Source organism: Streptomyces venezuelae (genome assembly GCF_008642295.1).
Lineage (GTDB): Bacteria > Actinomycetota > Actinomycetes > Streptomycetales > Streptomycetaceae > Streptomyces > Streptomyces venezuelae_C.
On sequence record NZ_CP029190.1, the window covers coordinates 6,645,371 to 6,661,492 of the forward strand.

At 73.0% G+C, this 16,122-nt stretch carries 14 protein-coding genes and 1 riboswitch; of the genes, 3 read left to right on the plus strand and 11 right to left on the minus strand.

Annotated elements, in window-relative coordinates:
- Nucleotides 1-24 precede the first annotated feature (24 nt).
- The 4 genes from DEJ50_RS29760 to DEJ50_RS29775 form a co-directional block, all read right to left on the minus strand.
- Entirely contained in the window at nt 25-1,425 is a 1,401-nt protein-coding gene (locus DEJ50_RS29760; protein WP_190344761.1) for a YcaO-like family protein, read from the minus strand.
- A 536-nt stretch (nt 1,426-1,961) separates the two neighbouring features.
- Complete coding sequence (locus DEJ50_RS29765; RefSeq protein ID WP_150211158.1) at nt 1,962-2,837, minus strand: ABC transporter ATP-binding protein; 876 nt, start codon at nt 2,835-2,837, stop codon at nt 1,962-1,964.
- Nucleotides 2,834-3,901: a FecCD family ABC transporter permease gene (locus tag DEJ50_RS29770; protein ID WP_150212438.1), complete on the minus strand. Its 1,068-nt coding sequence runs from the start codon at nt 3,899-3,901 to the stop codon at nt 2,834-2,836. Before DEJ50_RS29770 ends, DEJ50_RS29765 begins: the two co-directional genes overlap by 4 nt.
- A gap of 29 nt (nt 3,902-3,930) precedes the next feature.
- A complete protein-coding gene (locus tag DEJ50_RS29775; RefSeq protein WP_150211159.1) occupies nt 3,931-4,917 on the minus strand; it encodes an ABC transporter substrate-binding protein in 987 nt (328 codons plus the stop codon).
- A gap of 458 nt (nt 4,918-5,375) precedes the next feature.
- Nucleotides 5,376-5,596: riboswitch (cobalamin riboswitch) on the minus strand.
- Between the two features lie 76 nt (nt 5,597-5,672).
- Here DEJ50_RS29775 and DEJ50_RS29780 point away from each other — a divergent pair.
- From DEJ50_RS29780 to DEJ50_RS29790, 3 genes are all read left to right on the plus strand, one after another.
- Nucleotides 5,673-6,503: a PP2C family protein-serine/threonine phosphatase gene (locus DEJ50_RS29780; protein WP_150211160.1), complete on the plus strand. Its 831-nt coding sequence runs from the start codon at nt 5,673-5,675 to the stop codon at nt 6,501-6,503.
- A 76-nt stretch (nt 6,504-6,579) separates the two neighbouring features.
- Nucleotides 6,580-7,566, plus strand: a complete 987-nt coding sequence (locus DEJ50_RS29785; RefSeq protein WP_223837959.1) for an MASE1 domain-containing protein — start codon at nt 6,580-6,582, stop codon at nt 7,564-7,566.
- 168 nt (nt 7,567-7,734) lie between these two features.
- A complete protein-coding gene (locus DEJ50_RS29790; protein ID WP_223838190.1) occupies nt 7,735-8,391 on the plus strand; it encodes a phosphatase PAP2 family protein in 657 nt (218 codons plus the stop codon).
- Nucleotides 8,392-8,413: 22 nt separating this feature from the next.
- On the opposite strand, the gene DEJ50_RS29795 is transcribed toward DEJ50_RS29790, so the two are convergent.
- Genes DEJ50_RS29795 through DEJ50_RS29825 form a run of 7 tightly spaced genes read right to left on the minus strand, consistent with a single transcriptional unit; the run spans nt 8,414 to nt 16,122 of the window.
- Nucleotides 8,414-9,739 carry a glutamate-1-semialdehyde 2,1-aminomutase gene (locus DEJ50_RS29795; RefSeq protein ID WP_150211162.1) on the minus strand — a complete coding sequence of 442 codons (1,326 nt, stop codon included), beginning with the start codon at nt 9,737-9,739 and terminating at the stop codon, nt 8,414-8,416.
- 7 nt (nt 9,740-9,746) lie between these two features.
- Entirely contained in the window at nt 9,747-10,298 is a 552-nt protein-coding gene (gene rfbC, locus DEJ50_RS29800; RefSeq protein ID WP_150211163.1) for a dTDP-4-dehydrorhamnose 3,5-epimerase, read from the minus strand.
- Nucleotides 10,295-11,554: a polysaccharide pyruvyl transferase family protein gene (locus DEJ50_RS29805; protein ID WP_190344763.1), complete on the minus strand. Its 1,260-nt coding sequence runs from the start codon at nt 11,552-11,554 to the stop codon at nt 10,295-10,297. Before DEJ50_RS29805 ends, rfbC begins: the two co-directional genes overlap by 4 nt.
- Entirely contained in the window at nt 11,551-12,498 is a 948-nt protein-coding gene (locus tag DEJ50_RS29810) for a glycosyltransferase family 2 protein (protein WP_150211164.1), read from the minus strand. Before DEJ50_RS29810 ends, DEJ50_RS29805 begins: the two co-directional genes overlap by 4 nt.
- Nucleotides 12,495-13,829, minus strand: coding sequence for a hypothetical protein (locus DEJ50_RS29815; RefSeq protein ID WP_150211165.1), 1,335 nt, complete (start codon nt 13,827-13,829; stop codon nt 12,495-12,497). The genes DEJ50_RS29810 and DEJ50_RS29815 overlap by 4 nt, the downstream gene beginning before the upstream one ends.
- Nucleotides 13,826-15,100 (minus strand): DUF4910 domain-containing protein, encoded by a 1,275-nt coding sequence (locus DEJ50_RS29820; protein ID WP_150211166.1) that lies wholly within the window; start codon nt 15,098-15,100, stop codon nt 13,826-13,828. Before DEJ50_RS29820 ends, DEJ50_RS29815 begins: the two co-directional genes overlap by 4 nt.
- On the minus strand, nt 15,097-16,122 hold the full coding sequence (locus DEJ50_RS29825; protein WP_150211167.1) for an NAD-dependent epimerase/dehydratase family protein: 1,026 nt from the start codon (nt 16,120-16,122) through the stop codon (nt 15,097-15,099). Before DEJ50_RS29825 ends, DEJ50_RS29820 begins: the two co-directional genes overlap by 4 nt.

The following is a 16,122-nucleotide window of genomic DNA, read 5'->3' on the forward strand; positions in this document are numbered from 1 at the left end:
GTCGAGTCGGTGTCCGACGGTTCGTCAGGAGAACGGAAGCGGGTCGAGGACCAGGGCGGTCGGCACGGGTGGCCGGGGGATCCAGCCGCGGGCGGCCGGCTCCCGGTACAGCCGCCGGCCGCCCAGGAAGGGGAAGGCGGCCGGGGCGTTGCAGGAGAGCCCCGGCACCAGGACGCGGGCGACGTGCAGCCCGGCCGCCCGTACCGGCGGGGGTGTGAGATCCACGGCGATGGCCCGCAGGCCCTGGGCGTGGAGGAGGCGGAGGTACCCGCCGAGGTCCGCCGGACCGGCCGCGGCCGGCTGCCGCGTTCCGCGCAGCGGGCGCGGGGCGCGGAGCCGGTCCAGCCGGGCATCCTGCATGCGCGGGTCCAGGTACAGCTGGAGATGGAGGCCGACGTCGTTGACGTCCCGCCAGTCGGCGCGGAAGTCGTCCCGGTAGGCGCGGTCGCTGCGGTACGGCCGGTAGGGCCGGTGGTCCACCCGCCCCTGACGGACCGCGGTCCAGAAGTCGCTGCTGTGGTCGAGGAGTTCCAGGGAGGTCCCGTGCGTGCCGACCGCCTCGGTCAGCGCCTTGGCGGCGGCTGCCCGGGCGGTGCTGCGGCAGGCGCTGCCGAAGGCCGCGATGCCCCGGGCGGGATCCTCGATGAAGGCGCCGGCGACGACCACGTCCAGGGTGGAGGGGATGCGCAGCAGGGTCACGCGCAGTCCCGAGGCCGCGGCCTCCGCCAGCGCGGTCGCGAGGGCGCCGTCGCCGCCGTCGTACGGGATGTCCAGAGGGGCGGCGGGCGAGCCGCTGAGCCACCACAGGGTCACCGCATCGCGCTCCAGCACCTCCCGTAGCGCGGCCAGCCGGGCCTCCTCCGGGCTGGTCCCGGCCGCCGTGCCCGCGAGGACCGGGTAGTTGGTGGGCGGCTGCGCCCTGCGCGCACCGCGGAAGTAGTTGACGTAGCACAGGGACGCGGGCACCCAGGTTTCCGAGCCGCTGCCCAGGTCCCGGCCGGGCGTCCAGGCGATCGGCAGATCGCGGGTCATCGGGACGAACGGGAAGCCCCGGCGGGCGTACTGGCGGGGCGAGTACAGGGCGAACTCGGCGGGATCCACGGCCGTGCGGCCGGAGGCGGACCACCGGATGTGACTGGCCGTCGGCAGGTCGTCCGGGACCAGGTTGGCGCAGTACCGCTCGACCGCCTCGCCCACGGCCGCACGCCGGGCCTGCTCGGCGTCGCCGAGTGCCGCACCGCCGGTGACGGTGTCGACCGCGGCCGGGCCGAGTGCGGGGTCCGCCGCGAGGTGGGCGGTGTAGGAGATACAGCTCGGCACCGTCTCCACGCGCGGACGGTCCCGGCCGACGTGGCGGATCAGGTGCAGTCCGGCGTCCGCGAGACGACCGGTGACGGTCTCGGCGACACCCGGGTTCCCGGTCACCACAGCCCCACGCTCCTCGATCGGTGGTGTCGTGCGGTGGGAGGTGGTGACGACGCACCGCCCCCCACCGCACGGTTGCCCTGTCGTTCTGTGGTTCTGTCGCTCTGTCGCTCTGTCGCTCTGTCGCTCTGTCGTTCTGTCAGTCGGTCCGTCAGTCGTCGGAGTCCTCGACGTCCTCACGCCACTCGAACGGCGCGTCGACGGCGGGGGTGTGCGACTTCAGGCAGCCCGGCCTGGGCTCTTCCCGTTCCGCCCAACCATCGTGAGCCATGTGCGTCCTCCTTGAGATCGGCACACCGAGTGCTCTGCTGCACTCACTGTGCAGGTGCAGTGGACGTGCAAGAAGGTAGAAGCCGTGCGTCCGGATACTCAACACCTCCCGGCGCCGGGGGTGATGGATTCGGACACAGCCGGATTCCGCCGGTGCGGAGACCGGTGTTCCGGGCGGGACGACTGGGGCGCGGTCACCGGTTTCCCGGGCAGGGCCCGGCAGCCGGCCGGCCGATGGTGCGGCCCCGGCTCCGCTGCCCGATCGCTCAGTCCTGTGGAACGGCCGGTTCTCCCCCCTCCAGTGCCGCGCCGACGGCCCGTTCACGGCCAGGCAGGACGCTGACGAAGGGCACCCCGGTGCGCGGGTGCTCGATGACCTCGGCCTCGACCTCGTACACCTCGGACAGCAGCGGGGCCGTCAGGACCTCCGCCGGCTTGCCGGTGGCGACCACGCGGCCACCGGCCATGACGCAGATCCGGTCGGAGAAGGCCGCCGCGAGGTTCAGGTCGTGCAGCGCGACGACCGCGGTCACTCCGAGCCCGCGCACCAGCCTCAGGGCGTCGAGCTGGTGGCGCAGGTCCAGGTGGTTGGTCGGCTCGTCCAGGACCATGGTCCCCGTGCACTGGGCGAGCGCGCGGGCGATCAGGACCCGCTGCTTCTCCCCGCCCGACAGATGGTCGAACGGCGCTTGGGCGAGCGCATCCACGCGGAGTTCCGCCAGCGACCGCATGATGATGTCCCGGTCCTCCGCATCGTCCCCCGCGAAGGCCCGCTTGTGCGGGGTGCGGCCCATGGCCACCACGTCGTACACGGTCAGCTCGAAGTCCCCGGAGGTCTCCTGCAGGACGGCCGCGAGCCGCCGGGCGAGCCGTTTGCCCGGCATCCGCCACACGTCCTCGCCGTCGAGCAGGACCCGGCCCGCCGTGGGCCGCAGCGCCCGGTAGAACGTACGGAGCAGGGTGGACTTGCCGGCGCCGTTGGGGCCGACCAGCCCCACCACCTCACCGGGCGCCACGTTCAGCGATGCCTCGTGGACCAGGGTCCTGCCGTTCACCACCACGCTGACGCCCTCGGCGTCGAGACGGCCGGCGCCGTGGGCCGGCCGCGTGGTCGGCGTGCTCGGCGTGCGCAGCGTGTTCATCGGGCTCCCTTGCGTCGCATCAGCCAGAGGAAGAAGGGGCCGCCGACGAGGGCGGTGAGGATGCCCACGGGGATCTCCTCCGGGCTCATGAACGTACGGGCGGCCAGGTCGGCGGCGATCAGGAAGGCCGCCCCCAGCAGGGCCGCGGCGGGCAGCGCGCGGCGGTGGTCGGCGCCCACGAGCAGCCGCACCACATGCGGCATGATCAGCCCGACGAAGCCGATCTGGCCGCTGACCGCGACGATCGTGCCGATCATCAGGGCGACCAGCGTGAACAGGGCGCCGCGGAACCGGTGGACGTCCAGACCGAGGGAGGCGGCGGCCTCCTCCCCGGCCAGCAGGAGGTTGAGCGGACGGCAGACACCGAGGAGCACGGCGGTGCCGAGCAGTACGGCACCCGCCGGAATCCACACCGTGGTCCAGGTGGTGCCGGCCAGGCCGCCCAGCATCCAGCGCAGCGCGGACTGCGTCTTGTGCGGGTCGTTGGAGGTGACGATCAGGAAGCTGGCCAGCGCCGACAGCACTTCGGCCATGGCCACACCCGCCAGGACCAGCCGTACGGTCGTCATCCTGCCGCCCGAACGGGCCAGGAAGTAGACGGCGATCAGGGCGGCCAGGGCGCCGCAGAACGCGGCGACCGGCAGGGTGAACAACCCGAACGCGGTCAGGTTCAGGACCAGGACGAGCACCGCCCCGACCGACGCACCCGAGGACACTCCCAGCAGCATCGGGTCGGCCAGCGGATTGCGGACCAGCGCCTGGAGCGCCATCCCGGCCACCGACAGACCCGCGCCCACCACACCGGCCAGCAGCACCCGGGGCAGCCGGACGTCGATGACGATCGTCTCGCGCACCGGGCTCCAGGTCGGCTCGGCGAGGGCCGGGTGCACGCGGTGCAGCAGGATGCCCCACACCTGGTCGGCCGGCACGCTGATCGAGCCCGCCGCGATGCCGGCCGTGGCGGCGCAGACCACCAGGGCGCCGAGGCATGCCAGCACCAGGCCGTAGGGGAGCCCGGGACGCCGCGCCGGGCCGGGCCGGGTCTCCGTGCGGAGCTTGGTCATCCCTTCGGCCGCCGGGGCCTTCACCCCGGTCACCGGAGACGTTCCGGGTGGAGCTGCTTCGCCAGGGACTCCACGGCCGACGGCATCCGGACGCCGAGCACGGTGGAGGACAGCGGCAGCACCGCGAACCGCTGGTTCCTGATGGCGGGGACGTCCTTGAGTGCCGGGTTGGCGAGCAGGAACTTCTTCTTGTCCTCGACGGACTGGTCGCCGTAGTCGTAGATGACGATGGCCTCGGGGGCGCGCTGCGCCACCTGCTCGAAGGACACGTCGCCGAAGGCCTTGTCGAGGTCGGCGAAGAGGTTCACCCCGCCGGCCCGCCGGATCATCTCGTTGCCGATGCCCTTGCCGCCCGCGGTGAACGCCGTCTTGTCGCCGCTGTCGTACACGAAGAGCTTGACCGGGGTGACGCCGGTGAGCCGGCTCTCGACCGTGTCCAGGGTGGCGTGCAGCTTCGTCAGCCGTTCCTCGGCCCGCTCGGGCACCCCGAAGATCTTGGCGAGGGTACGGATCTCCTCGTCCATGGAGGCCACCGTGACCGGGCCGGTGGGGCACTCCTCGGTGTTGAGGTGGGTGTTGATCCCGGCCTTGGTGAAGGCGGCCCGGCTGCGGCCCTCCTTCTCGTCGAAGGTGGAGGACCACCCGCCGTAGACGAAGTCGGGCTCGGTCTCGAGGAGTGCCTCGAAGGAGGGGTACTCCTTGGAGATGACCTTCACGCTGTCGTAGGCGGCCTGGTACTCGGGGAGGATCCGGTCGTCGAGATAGCCCGTGCCCGCCATCGACTTCTCCAGGCCGAGCGCGAGCAGGACCTCGGTGGCGTGCTGGTTCAGTGAGACGGCGCGCTGCGGCGGACGCTGGTAGGTGGACTTCACCCCGCAGTTCTCGACCGTGACCGGAAAGCCCTTGGCGGTTGCGCCCGCTGACGGGCCGGCGGAGGGCGTGGTGCCGCCGCAGCCGGATATGAGCAGGGCCATGGCGAACGCGGACAGCACGGATTTCGGGTGGTTGCGGGGCATGGGTGGTCCTCTCACCGCAGATGCATCGGATGTTCTTCACGCCTCGTCAGGGCACGGGGCCGAGCGAGGGCTTGCGGCCCGGCCCGCAGGAATCCGGCCACTCCGGTAGGCCCTCCCCGACCGCTGCTGCAACGTAGGGGCAACTGCAGATCGCCCGCAATAAGCCGAGGCGGGGCGGGGAGGGCTCACGGGGGCGCACGGGGTCGCGCGGGCGGAGGCGTGCAACGCCCGCGGGACGGCAGGGCGTTTCACGGGCCGGTGGTGTGCCGGGGGCCGGGGGCCTTAAGGCAGGTCGGTGTCCTGCCCGCTCATGACGGGGGCGGGTGCCGAGCGGGAGTCGCCCGGACCTCTGGAAACGCACGTCATGGTGGTGGCGGTGGGGTCGGCCACGTCAACTCTCCTTCGCGAGTCGCGGCAGAAAGGCCCCGAGAACCGTCCTTCGGGACCCCGCATGCACCTTCGGCACGCGGGCAACGGGCAGGTCTTCGGACTCACGGGCACATCTCGTCGTGGACGAGGCTCCTACTGGCCGTCGCTTCCCAGACCCGGCCGGGTCCAGTGCGTATGACGGCGGTCGTTCCCGCTCACCGCTGCGGGGCAGTCCCGGATTCCCACCGGGTTCCCTCTTGCGACGCATCCCGCCTGGCGGACGGGGCGAACCAGCTGCGCCCCCACCCTACCCCCGCCCGAACGACGGCATGTGGCAGCAGCGGCTAGGGTGAGATGAGGAGCCTGTGGCAGAGCCAGGAGCCGTGATGCGCGGACACCGTCCTGAGCCGCCCGACAGTGGGCAGGAGCTTCTGGTCGCCCTGGGGCAGCTCGTCGATCAGGCCCTGGAACGGGTGGAGTACCAGCGGGCCAGGGCCGAGCTGGCCGTGGCATTGCAGCGCCATATGCTCCCGCCCGAGCTGCCGGAACTCCCCGGACTGCGGCTGGCCGCCCGGTACGCGCCGTCCCGAGGCGGTCTGGAGGTCGGCGGCGACTGGTACGACGCCTTCGTCATGTACGACGGGTCACTGGGGCTCACGGTCGGCGACGTGCAGGGCCACGATGTGGAGGCCATCGCCTTCATGGGGCAGGTGAGGACCAGCCTGCGCGCTCTCGCACAGGGGACCAGCGACCCCCGGGAGGTACTGGCCCGCGCCAACGACCTGCTGATCGCCATGGGCTTCGGCCTCTTCGCGACCTGCTGCTTCCTCCGTTTCGACCCGGTCAGCCGCGATCTCACGGTTTCCCGGGCCGGCCATGTCCCGATGGTCTGGGCCACCGCCGGAGGCGGCCACGGCATCGCACTCGACCGTGGCGGGCCACCGCTCGGCATCGTGCCGGGTGAGCGGTATCCGGCGACCCACCGGCGGCTGACGGAGGCGGGGGTGCTGGTGCTGCTCACCGACGGAGTGGTGGAGGGCCCGCACTACCCGATGGAGTCCGGTCTGGCCGAAGTGGCCAGACTCGTACGCGCGGGATTCGACGCCGATCCCGACGTGCTGGCCTCCGCCGTCGTCAAAGTGGCCGACCTGACGGGACACCGCGACGATGCCGCAGTCCTCGTCGTCCGCTACGACGGCCCGCAGGAGCCGGGCTGACCGATGGGCGCTCTCGGGATGCCGCCGGGGTACCGCAGGGGTCGCCGGGGGCGGCATCGGAGCGCAGACTGCTGTCGTGCGCAGTGCAGAGAGGACGGGTCGTATCGGGTCCACCGCTCTGCGCATCCTCGCCGTCGCAGCCGCCTACTACGGGGCCGCACAGATCGGCCTCCTCTACCAGCTGGTGCGCGACCAGGTCACCCCCCTGTGGCCGCCGACCGGCGTCGCGCTGGCCGGGCTGCTCACCATGGGGCTGCGCGTCTGGCCGGGCATCGCCCTGGGTGCATTCCTGGTCAATGTGTCCCTCGGGCCCTCGCTGCTCTCCGTACTGGCCATCACCGCGGGCAACACCCTCGCGCCGGTCTGTGCCGCTCTGATGCTGCGCAGAGCCGGGTTCAGGAACGAGCTGGACCGCCTCCGGGACGTACTGGCACTGGTCTTCCTCGGCGCGCTCACCGGGATGCTGATCAGTTCCACCATCGGCAGCGGCGTCCTGGTCCTCTCCGGGGCAGTGGACGCGGGCGACTTCTGGCCGACCTGGTCGGTGTGGTGGACCGGTGACGCCATGGGGATCCTGGTCGTCACACCCTTCCTGCTCGTGCTGCGCACGGCCCGGTGGCCTGCGCGCGCAGGGCCCGGCCGCTGGCTCGAGGCGGCGGCACTGGCTTTCGGCACGGTCTTCACCACGCTCGTGGCGACGCGCACCCCCGAGTCGAGCCTGCTCTTCCTCGTCTCGCCGTTCCTGATCTGGGCGGCCATCCGCTTCCGGCTGGCCGGCGCAGCGCCGTGCGCGCTCGTCGTGTCGACGCTGGCGATTCAGGCTGCCGCCGCCGACAAGGGGCCGTTCGCCGGCGAGGACGTCTTCGCCGACATGGTCACGCTCCAGGCCTTCAACGGCACGACCGCCCTGACCGCCCTTCTCCTCGCGGCCGTCATCACCGAACGCGACGCGACGCACGAGGAGATCAAACGGGTCTGCGCCCGGCTCGCGGAGATGGTGAGCCGCATGGAGCCGGGACCCGATTCGCACGAGCACCCGCCCGAGAACCACCCGCCCCCATGACGCCCCGGTGGGGTACACGGGGCGGCCACAGAGTGGCGGTTTGCCGCGACCGTATCGTCATCGTTGGTTAGGCTGACCAGCCGGACACGACGGGGGGGGCTCGCGTTGGATCGTCTGGCCGGAGCAGACCCGGAGGTCGGCCCGGCCGCGCTGTCGGCAGGGCGCGGTGTGGGCCGGCAACGCGCGCTGCTGCCACCGTCGTTGCGTGCCCGGCTCGGAACGGTCGCGGCCGTGGCCGCGCTGGTGGTGCTCGCCCTGGGGGTCCGGTACGCGGGCGCCGGCGAGCCCGGCACGGTGGACGCGCGGATCCGGGCGGCGGTGGACGGTGCACGGCCGCCGTGGTGGCGGCACGCCGCCCTGGCCACGGACTTCCTGGGGGAGCCGGCGGGAGCGGCGGCCCTGGTTGCGGCCATCGTGACGGGCTGCCTGCTGCTCCGGCATCCGCGGGCAGCGGTGCTGGTCGTGGCCGGCACCGGCACGGCCGTAGGGGTGACGACGCTGCTCAAGCCCCTGGTGGGGCGCACCATCAACGGCGGGTACCTGTCCTACCCGAGCGGCCACACCGCCTTCCTCACCGCGCTCGCCCTCTCACTGGCCCTGCTCGCGACCGGCCGCCGGCCCGGCCTCGGCAAGGCGGCCGGCCTGTCGCTCGTCCTCACCGCGGCGCTGGTCGCCGGCACCGCCATGGGCTGGGCGCAGGTCGCCCTGGGCGCGCACTACCCGACCGATGTCCTCGGCGGCTGGTGCACCGCGCTCGCGGTGGTCCCGGCGACCGCATGGCTGGTCGACCGGCTGGCCGACACCCTTCGCCCGAAGCCTCACTGACATCACGCCAACTGACGGAGCCTCATGCCAAGCGGCGGAACACGGGCTTCACCGGCCGCCCGGCCAGCCAGGGAACGGGGTCGGCGGCGTCCAGTGCCTTCCGGTACACCGCACAGGCCTGGGCCACCACGTCGACGGTGTGCTCGATGTCGGCCTCGGTCAGTGCGCTGCTCACCACGAACGACGGGGCCAGCACCCCGCCCGCGAGGAGCCGCCGCAGAAACAGGGTCCGGTACTCCTGCGAGGGCTCCCGGTTCTCGTCCAGGGTGGCGAAGACCAGATTGCTGGCCCGGCCCCGGACGAGGACGTGGTCGGCCACCCCCATCGCAGCCGCGGCCTCGCGGACACCGGCGGCCAGCCGCTCGCCGAGGGCGTGCAGCCGCGCGGTGATGCCCTCCTCGACATAGGTGGTCTGCACGGCCATCGCGGCGGCCAGTGCATGCGTTTCCGCACCGTGCGTGGTGGACAGCAGGAACACCCGGTCGCCGGAGTGGCGCAGCCCGCCCCGCTCCATCAGCTCGCGGCGCCCGGCCAGCGCGGAGACGGCGAACCCGTTGCCCAGTGCCTTGCCGAAGGCGGAGAGGTCGGGGGTCACGCCGTACAGGCCCTGGGCGCCCGCCTCGGACCAGCGGAGACCGGTGATCATCTCGTCGAAGACCAGGACACAGCCGTGCCGGTCGGCCAGCTCGCGCAGACCGGCGAGATACCCGGGCGGCGGTTCGGTATGGCCGGCGGGTTCGAGGATCAGGCAGGCGACCTCGCCCCGGTACCGGGTGAGCAGCTCTTCCGTGGCGGCCAGGTCCCCGTACGGGAACGCCACGGTCAGGTCGGTGATCGCCGCCGGAATGCCGGCGGACATCGGCGTGGTGCCGATGAACCAGTCGTCGACGGAGAAGAACGGATGGTCGCCGCAGATCGCGACCCGCGGGCGCCCGGTGACGGCGCGGGCGAGCCGCACCGCGCCCGTGGTGACATCGGAGCCGTTCTTCGCGAACTTCACCATCTCGGCGGTCGGCACCGTGGCCAGGAAACGCTCCGCGGCCTCGGCCTCCACGATGGACGGCCGTACGAAGTTGCTGCCGCGGTCGAGTTCCCGCCGTACCGCCTCGATCACGCGGGGGTGGGCGTGGCCGAGGCTGACCGACCGCAGGCCGGAGCCGTACTCGATGTAGCGGTTGCCGTCGACGTCCCACACGTGGGCGCCGCGGCCGTGGCTGATGACCGGGGCCAGGTTCTCGGGGTACTGGTCGTCGCCCTTGGCGTAGGTGTGCGCGCCCCCGGGGATCACGGCGTGCAGCCGCTCGTTCGCCGTCCGGGACCGGGGGAGTTCGAACTCTTCGGTGTCCACGGTGATGTCAGTTCTCCTTCTGCTTCAGGACTTCGGCGAGGCTCGGTGCCTCCCGGTCCCGCCGGGACATCGAGGTGACCGGCAGCGGCCAGGGGACGGCGAGCTCCGGATCGTCGAAGGCGATCGTCACGTCCTCGGCCGGATCGTGCGGGCGGTCGATCCGGTACGAGGTGTCGGCGGTCTCGGAGAGCGCCTGGAAGCCGTGCGCGCAGCCCGCCGGGATGTACAGGGTCGTCTGCGTCTCGCCGGACAGTTCGAAGAAGGCCCGGTTGCGGTACGTCGGCGAGTCCGGCCGCAGGTCCACGACGACGTCGAAGATCCTCCCGTACGAGCACCGCACCAGCTTGGCCTCACCGGCACCGGAGCGCAGGTGCAGGCCGCGCAGCACGCCCCGGACCGAGCGGGACACGCTGTCCTGGACGAAGGCGGCCGGGTCGAGACCCACCGAGCGGATCACCTCGGCGTCGAACGTGCGGCAGAAGAAGCCGCGCTCGTCGGCGTACGGCGTCGGCTCGAACAGGTACGCGCCGTCGATCTCCGGGACTCGGGTCGCCTTCATGGGGTCTCCAGCAGGGTGTGGGCGTGGCCGGCCGCGGGGAAGAGGGCCGCGGTCAAGGCGGTGAACTGGTGCTCCAGGCGCCGGGCGGCGGCCCGGTTCCGCTCGCGGAGCGTCCGCCGCAGCTCCGCCGATCGCAGCTCCAGCGCACGGAACTGGGTCAGCAGCCGGTCGGGGTCGACCTCGCGGGCCGGGTGGCAGTACGCGCCCAGCCCCATCCCTTCCATCAGCGCATCGCTCTTGGCCGCATAGCCGAGGGCGAGCGTCGGCGTACCGACCCGCAGCGCGCAGACCAGGTTGTGGTACCGGGTCGCCACCACGGCGTCGGCAGCCGCCATCTCCTTCATCAGGTCGGCCAGCGAGGCCGCCGGGGCAGCGGTGACCAGCGGCGAGTCCACCGCGTCGAGGATCGCGGCGACCACCGGCGCATCGCATGCATCGCCGGTGAGCAGCCGCACCGGCCTGCCGTCCTCGACCAGCGCCCGGACGAAGCGGGTCGTCCCGTCGAGGTACTGCCGGTGGATCTCCTCGGCCCGGGCGCGGTCGTCGTTGCCGCCGTGGAAGGCCATGACCCCGACGCAGACCGGGCCCCGTCCCGGGCCCGGGCCCGGGTCCGGCGAACCCGAGAGCCCGCCGGGTCCGCCGGGTCCGCTCGGCGGCGGCGCCGGCAGGGCGAACGCGAGATCCGGGTAGACCTCGTCGCGCGCGGTGTCCACGCCCATCGCCCGCATCGCATCGCGGGACAGGTCATCCCGGTACGACCGGTACCCGGCCAGCCGCGCCGACCAGCGCACCAGGGCCCGGGTCGGCCGGTCGCCGATCGGGGCGGCACCGACGCCGACCAGTGCGACCCGGGTGCGCAGCAGCCGGCCGCTCGCACAGAGCAGGAACAGCGAGTACGGGAAGCCCCACGGCCGCAGCGGCAGGGTCGCCTCCAGGACGCCCATGCCCGGCACGATCACCACGTCGTGCCGGCGCACCCAGGCGGCGGTGCGGAAGGCGTCGACCAGTTTCCCCAGGCCCTTTCCCGCGATCGCGCCCGCCCGCGAGGCGGTCCGGTACTCCCCGCGGTACCAGTGCAGCCGCGTCGCGGGGATCCCGTACCGGCTCGCGACGACCTCGGGGCCGCCGCACAGCGCGTCCACCACCGCCTCCGGGTGCTCGGCGCGGAGGTATCCGAGCACGGCCTCCAGCGACCCGTCGTTGCCGAGGTTGCCGGAGCCGAGCAGGCCGAACACCCCCACCCGCACCGCGGTCACGCCCGCCTCCCCTCACGGCCGGCGACGAGGGCGTCCACGGAGACCGCGAGCCGGTCCGGGACAACCGGGACACGGTCCTCGACCCGCTCGCCGGCACCCGGCCGGACCCGGCTGGTCAGCCACGCGGCCAGGTGGCGGTAGCAGGCACGCCGGTCGGCCGGGGACAGCGGAGCCCGCCGGATCGCCGCGGCGAAACCCCATACGTACTCGGCCAGCAGCCGGGGCGTCGGGTGCAGCAGGCCCGCCCGGCGCGGGTCCAGATTCACGCACCGGGAGCGCTTGGAAGGGTTCGCCCGCTCGGCGCGGGTGGGGTGGTCGCGGCGGAAGTACAGCAGCTCCGGCACCTGGTGGAAGGGCCCGTGCAGGGTGATCTCGGCGACGAAGGTGCGGTCCGCGTGGTGGTAGCTGTCGTGCGGCTTCACCCGGCGCAGCACATCGGCCCGCATCACGCCGTAGAAGTCGTCGCCACCCGGCTCGAACAGCAGGCTGCGGAACCGCTCCGGCGCCTGCGGGGAGTCGGTGGCCAGCCCGTACTCGTACGGGACCTTCACCCGGCCGTCGCCGTCGATGACGGCCTGGCCGCTGTGCGCGAGGATCACCTCCGGCCGCTCGTCCAGCGCCTCGACACAGGACCGCAGCAGGTCCCGGGCGTACAGGTCGTCGTGCGAGGCCCATTTGAACAGCTCGCCCCGGCACTCGGTGAACACATGGTTGTGGTTCGGCGCGGCGCCGATGTTCCGGGGCAGCCGGAGGTAGCGGATGCGCGAGTCCTGCGCGGCGTACCGGCGGCAGATGTCCCGGGTCCCGTCGGTCGAGGCATTGTCGGAGATGACCAGCTCGAAGTCCTCGTAGGTCTGGCCCAGCAGGGCGTCCAGGGCCTCGGCGAGGTACTCCTCGCCGTTGTACACGGGCAGGCCGATGCTCAGCCTGGGAAGGGCGGTCATGACGTCCTCACTTCGGAAAGGGGGTTCAGGGCGCGCTCGCGCAGGGCGGACCGCAGGTGCAGCCACCACACGGCCGAGCCGCAGACGGTCGCGGTGGCGACGCCCCAGGCCGACCCGGAGGTGCCGGCCAGGGCCGCCCCGCCGAGCCCGCCGATGACGTAACAGGCGGATGCGAACAGCTGGGCGGGCATACTGCGCCGGGCCGCGCCGAGCGCGCGCAGCCCGGCCGCCGCGCCGGTGCCGAGGCCGGCGCCCGCGACCCCGAGCGTGGCCGGCACGATGAGATCCGAGGCCCCGCTCCAGACACCGCCGAGCACGAACGCGCCGACCCGGTCCGGCACCAGCAGCAGCGCCGCGCCCCAGAGCAGTGCGGCGGCGGCCTGCGCGCCGCCCAGCAGGAGGCAGAACCGGCCCAGCCGGTGCGGGGCCCGCCGCAGCACCCGCGCCGCCTCCGCAACGGTGACCAGCGACAGCCCCATCAGCACGGCCAGGAACGGGCCGAGCAGGAGCTCGGCGCCCCGGACCACACCCACCGCGCCGACGCCGACGATCGCGCCGAGGCCGTACGCCCGCAGCTGGGACGCCCCGCTGACGCCGACGTTCTCGACCAGGTACCGGTAGCCGAGGTCGCGGTGCTCGCGCAGCCACGCGCGGGCTCCGGTGAGCCGGGGCCGGACGCCGGACTGGAACCAGCCGTAGCCCGCGGCCACCGCGGCGGCGGCGCCCCAGGCGAGCACATACGCGGCCACGCTGTCCCCCGTGCTCAGGCGCGCCGCCACCACCATCGCCGGGATGAGCGCAAGGCCCGCCAGGAGGTCGTTGACGAACGCCTTCCGCCCGGTGCCGGCGGCGGAGAACGAGTACCGCCAGGCGTCCTGCAGCAGCAGGGCCGGCAGGACGACGCCGAGACAGCCGAACGCCGCCCCCACGCTGCCGCCGAGTACCGGCCCCACCACCAGGAACACCGCGCCGAAGACGGCACCGACGCCGAGCGCGGTACCCGAGGACCGGGCCACCGCCTCCCGCCAGGCCGCCTCCGGCACGCCGCTGAAGCGCACCACGAGCGGGTCGGTGGCCAGCCCGCGGGAGACGCCGAGCACCACGCCGTAGGTCACCCAGGCCAGGCTGAACACCCCGAACGCGGTCAGCCCCAGCGAGCGTGCCACATGGATGCCCACCGCGAAGTTGGTCATGCTGCAGACCGCCTGGTCGGCCAGCCCCCAGGACAGCCGGCCGACGATGGCCCGCCTGGCGGCGGGCCGGGGGCCGGTGCCGCCGCCCCGGGCCGCCGATGCCGTCGCCTTCTCCCTCCCGGTGGCCATGGACGTCATGCCTTGATCAGCCCGGCGCCGTGCAGGGCATCGGCCGCGGCGGCGACGGTGTCGAACGGCAGCCCGGACCGCTCGGCGACGTCCAGCAGGCTGTGCGCGCCGTCGGACATGCTGAGCACCCAGAGCATCGCCAGCTGCGCCTGCCGGGCGTCACTGCGTCCGCCGAGCGACCCGTACAACCCCCGCCGCCCCAGCTGTGGTTCGCCGTACGGACTGAGGTTGAGGTACCGCCGGTTGCGGTCCAGCACGGCGAAGGCCTCCCGGCAGACGGCGAGGGTGTCCGCCATCGCCTCCGGGGAGACGAAGTCCGGGTTGTCCGCCGAGGTGTGGTACTCGGGGTACCCGGCGTACGGGGTCCGGGTGAGCGAGCCCACGCCGAGGTCGAACCCGGGGGAGCAGTACTGCCGCTCGTCGTACCCGTACGGAGTGAACTCCTGCACGGTGTGCGGGCGTTCGGAGGTCTTCAGGACGTGCCGCAGCACCCGGTCGATCTCCGCGTCACCGCGCCTGCTCTGCTTGTACGTCAGGGAGCCCCGGTCGCCCGCGCAGGCCAGCACCAGGCCGTGTTCGACCAGCTCCACCCGTTCCCTGTTGCGGGCCAGCCAGGTGATCGCCCCGATGGTGCCGGGGGCGAAGACGAACCGGTAGGTGTAGTACGGGCTCTCCTCGGCCAGCGCCCGCGCCAGGAACGCCGCCACCGCGATCCCGGCCAGGTTGTCGTTGGCCAGTGACGGGTGGCAGACGTGACAGGAGACGAGCACCTCCTCGGGGACCCGCCCGGGGACCACATGCTCGGCGTAGGTGAGGTGGCCGTCGGCGAGCGTGGAGTCCACGCACACCTCGTAGTCGCCCTCGGGCAGCGCGTCCAGGGTGTTCTGGGCCAGGCAGAACCCCCACTCCGGTGCGTAGTAACTCGTCCGGTACGGCACCAGATCCGGCTGGTCCGGCAGCGTGTACAGGTGGTCGCGCAGCTCCGACAGCGGCATGGTCCGCCGCACCGGCACGCTGTACCCGAGCACGTGCAGGCTGGAGGCGGCGAAGTCGACGACCCGGTGGCCGGCGGCGTCGGCGACGTACGCGTCCCGGATGTTCCACTCCTGCGGCACCGTCCAGTCGAGGACCTGTGTCCCCGTCGGCACCTCGTGCACCTCCAGCGGGAGGTACTCGCCGACGATCTCCAGGGTGGCGCGGACACCGTCACCGGTGATGCTCCGGCAGAGCGGATACAGCCGCTCCACCAGGGCGTGCATCTGCGCGCCGGCCCCGGTCATCCGCGCCACCGCAGGGTGTCGTCCACCGCACCGGACCCGGATGCCTCGCGCAGCACGGCCAGCCGGGTGAAGCGCTGCTCGAAGTCCTCCCGGGTCAGCCCGTGCTTCCGGTAGGCCTCGGCGAGTTCGCGTGCGCCCTGCTGCACCGTCCACTCGCAGTCGAAGCCGGGGATCGCCGCGCGGAACCGGGAGAAGTCCACCCGGTACGACCTGGGATCGGCGCCGTTCTCCCCGGTGATCCGCACCTTTGCGCCGGACACCGCCTCGGCGACCTGCTCGGCGATCTCGGCGACCGTGACGTTGTTGGTCTCGCTGCCGATGTTGAACGCCCGGTCGTGCACCGCCTCGCGGGGCGCGGTGAGCGCGGCCGTGAAGGCCCGTGCGATGTCGGCTGCGTGCACCAGCGGGCGCCAGGGGGTGCCGTCGGAGAGCACCAGGACCTCGCCGGACAGCAGGGCGTGGCCCACCAGGTTGTTCAGCACGATGTCGGCGCGCAGCCGGGGCGAGTACCCGAAGGCGGTGGCGTTGCGCATGAACACCGGGCTGAACTCGTCGTCGCCCAGGGCGTGCAGGTCGTCCTCCACCCGCACCTTGGACTCCGCGTACGGCGTCACCGGGCGCAGCGGGGCGTCCTCGCCCACCAGGGCGTCACCGCCGGCGGCGCCGTAGACCGAGCAGGTGGAGGCGTACAGGAAGCGCCGCACTCCGGCGTCGCGGGCCAGCCGGGCCAGCCGGACGGAGGCGTGGTGGTTGATGTCGTAGGTGAGTTCCGGCGCCAGCGATCCCAGCGGGTCGTTGGAGAGCGCGGCCAGGTGGATCACGGCGTCCACCCCGGCCAGGTGCTCGGCCGTGACATCGCGCAGGTCCACCCGGTGCCCGGGCGGGTCGGCGGGCTGCGGGCCCAGCAGGCAGTCGGCGAACAGGCCGGAGTCGAGACCGGTGACCTCGTGCCCGGCGGCCGTGAGGACCGGGGCCATCACGGTGCCCAGGTAGCCCTGATGCCCGGTCAGCAGTACGCGCAA

Bases quoted from the DNA above. Each gene is read 5' to 3' on its own strand.
- DEJ50_RS29765 (WP_150211158.1), bottom strand. From the start codon at position 2,837: ATGAACACGCTGCGCACGCCGAGCACGCCGACCACGCGGCCGGCCCAC.
- DEJ50_RS29770 (WP_150212438.1), bottom strand. From the start codon at position 3,901: ATGACCAAGCTCCGCACGGAGACCCGGCCCGGCCCGGCGCGGCGTCCC.
- DEJ50_RS29775 (WP_150211159.1), bottom strand. From the start codon at position 4,917: ATGCCCCGCAACCACCCGAAATCCGTGCTGTCCGCGTTCGCCATGGCC.
- DEJ50_RS29780 (WP_150211160.1), top strand. From the start codon at position 5,673: ATGCGCGGACACCGTCCTGAGCCGCCCGACAGTGGGCAGGAGCTTCTG.
- rfbC (WP_150211163.1), bottom strand. From the start codon at position 10,298: ATGAAGGCGACCCGAGTCCCGGAGATCGACGGCGCGTACCTGTTCGAG.
- DEJ50_RS29810 (WP_150211164.1), bottom strand. From the start codon at position 12,498: ATGACCGCCCTTCCCAGGCTGAGCATCGGCCTGCCCGTGTACAACGGC.
- DEJ50_RS29815 (WP_150211165.1), bottom strand. From the start codon at position 13,829: ATGACGTCCATGGCCACCGGGAGGGAGAAGGCGACGGCATCGGCGGCC.
- DEJ50_RS29820 (WP_150211166.1), bottom strand. From the start codon at position 15,100: ATGACCGGGGCCGGCGCGCAGATGCACGCCCTGGTGGAGCGGCTGTAT.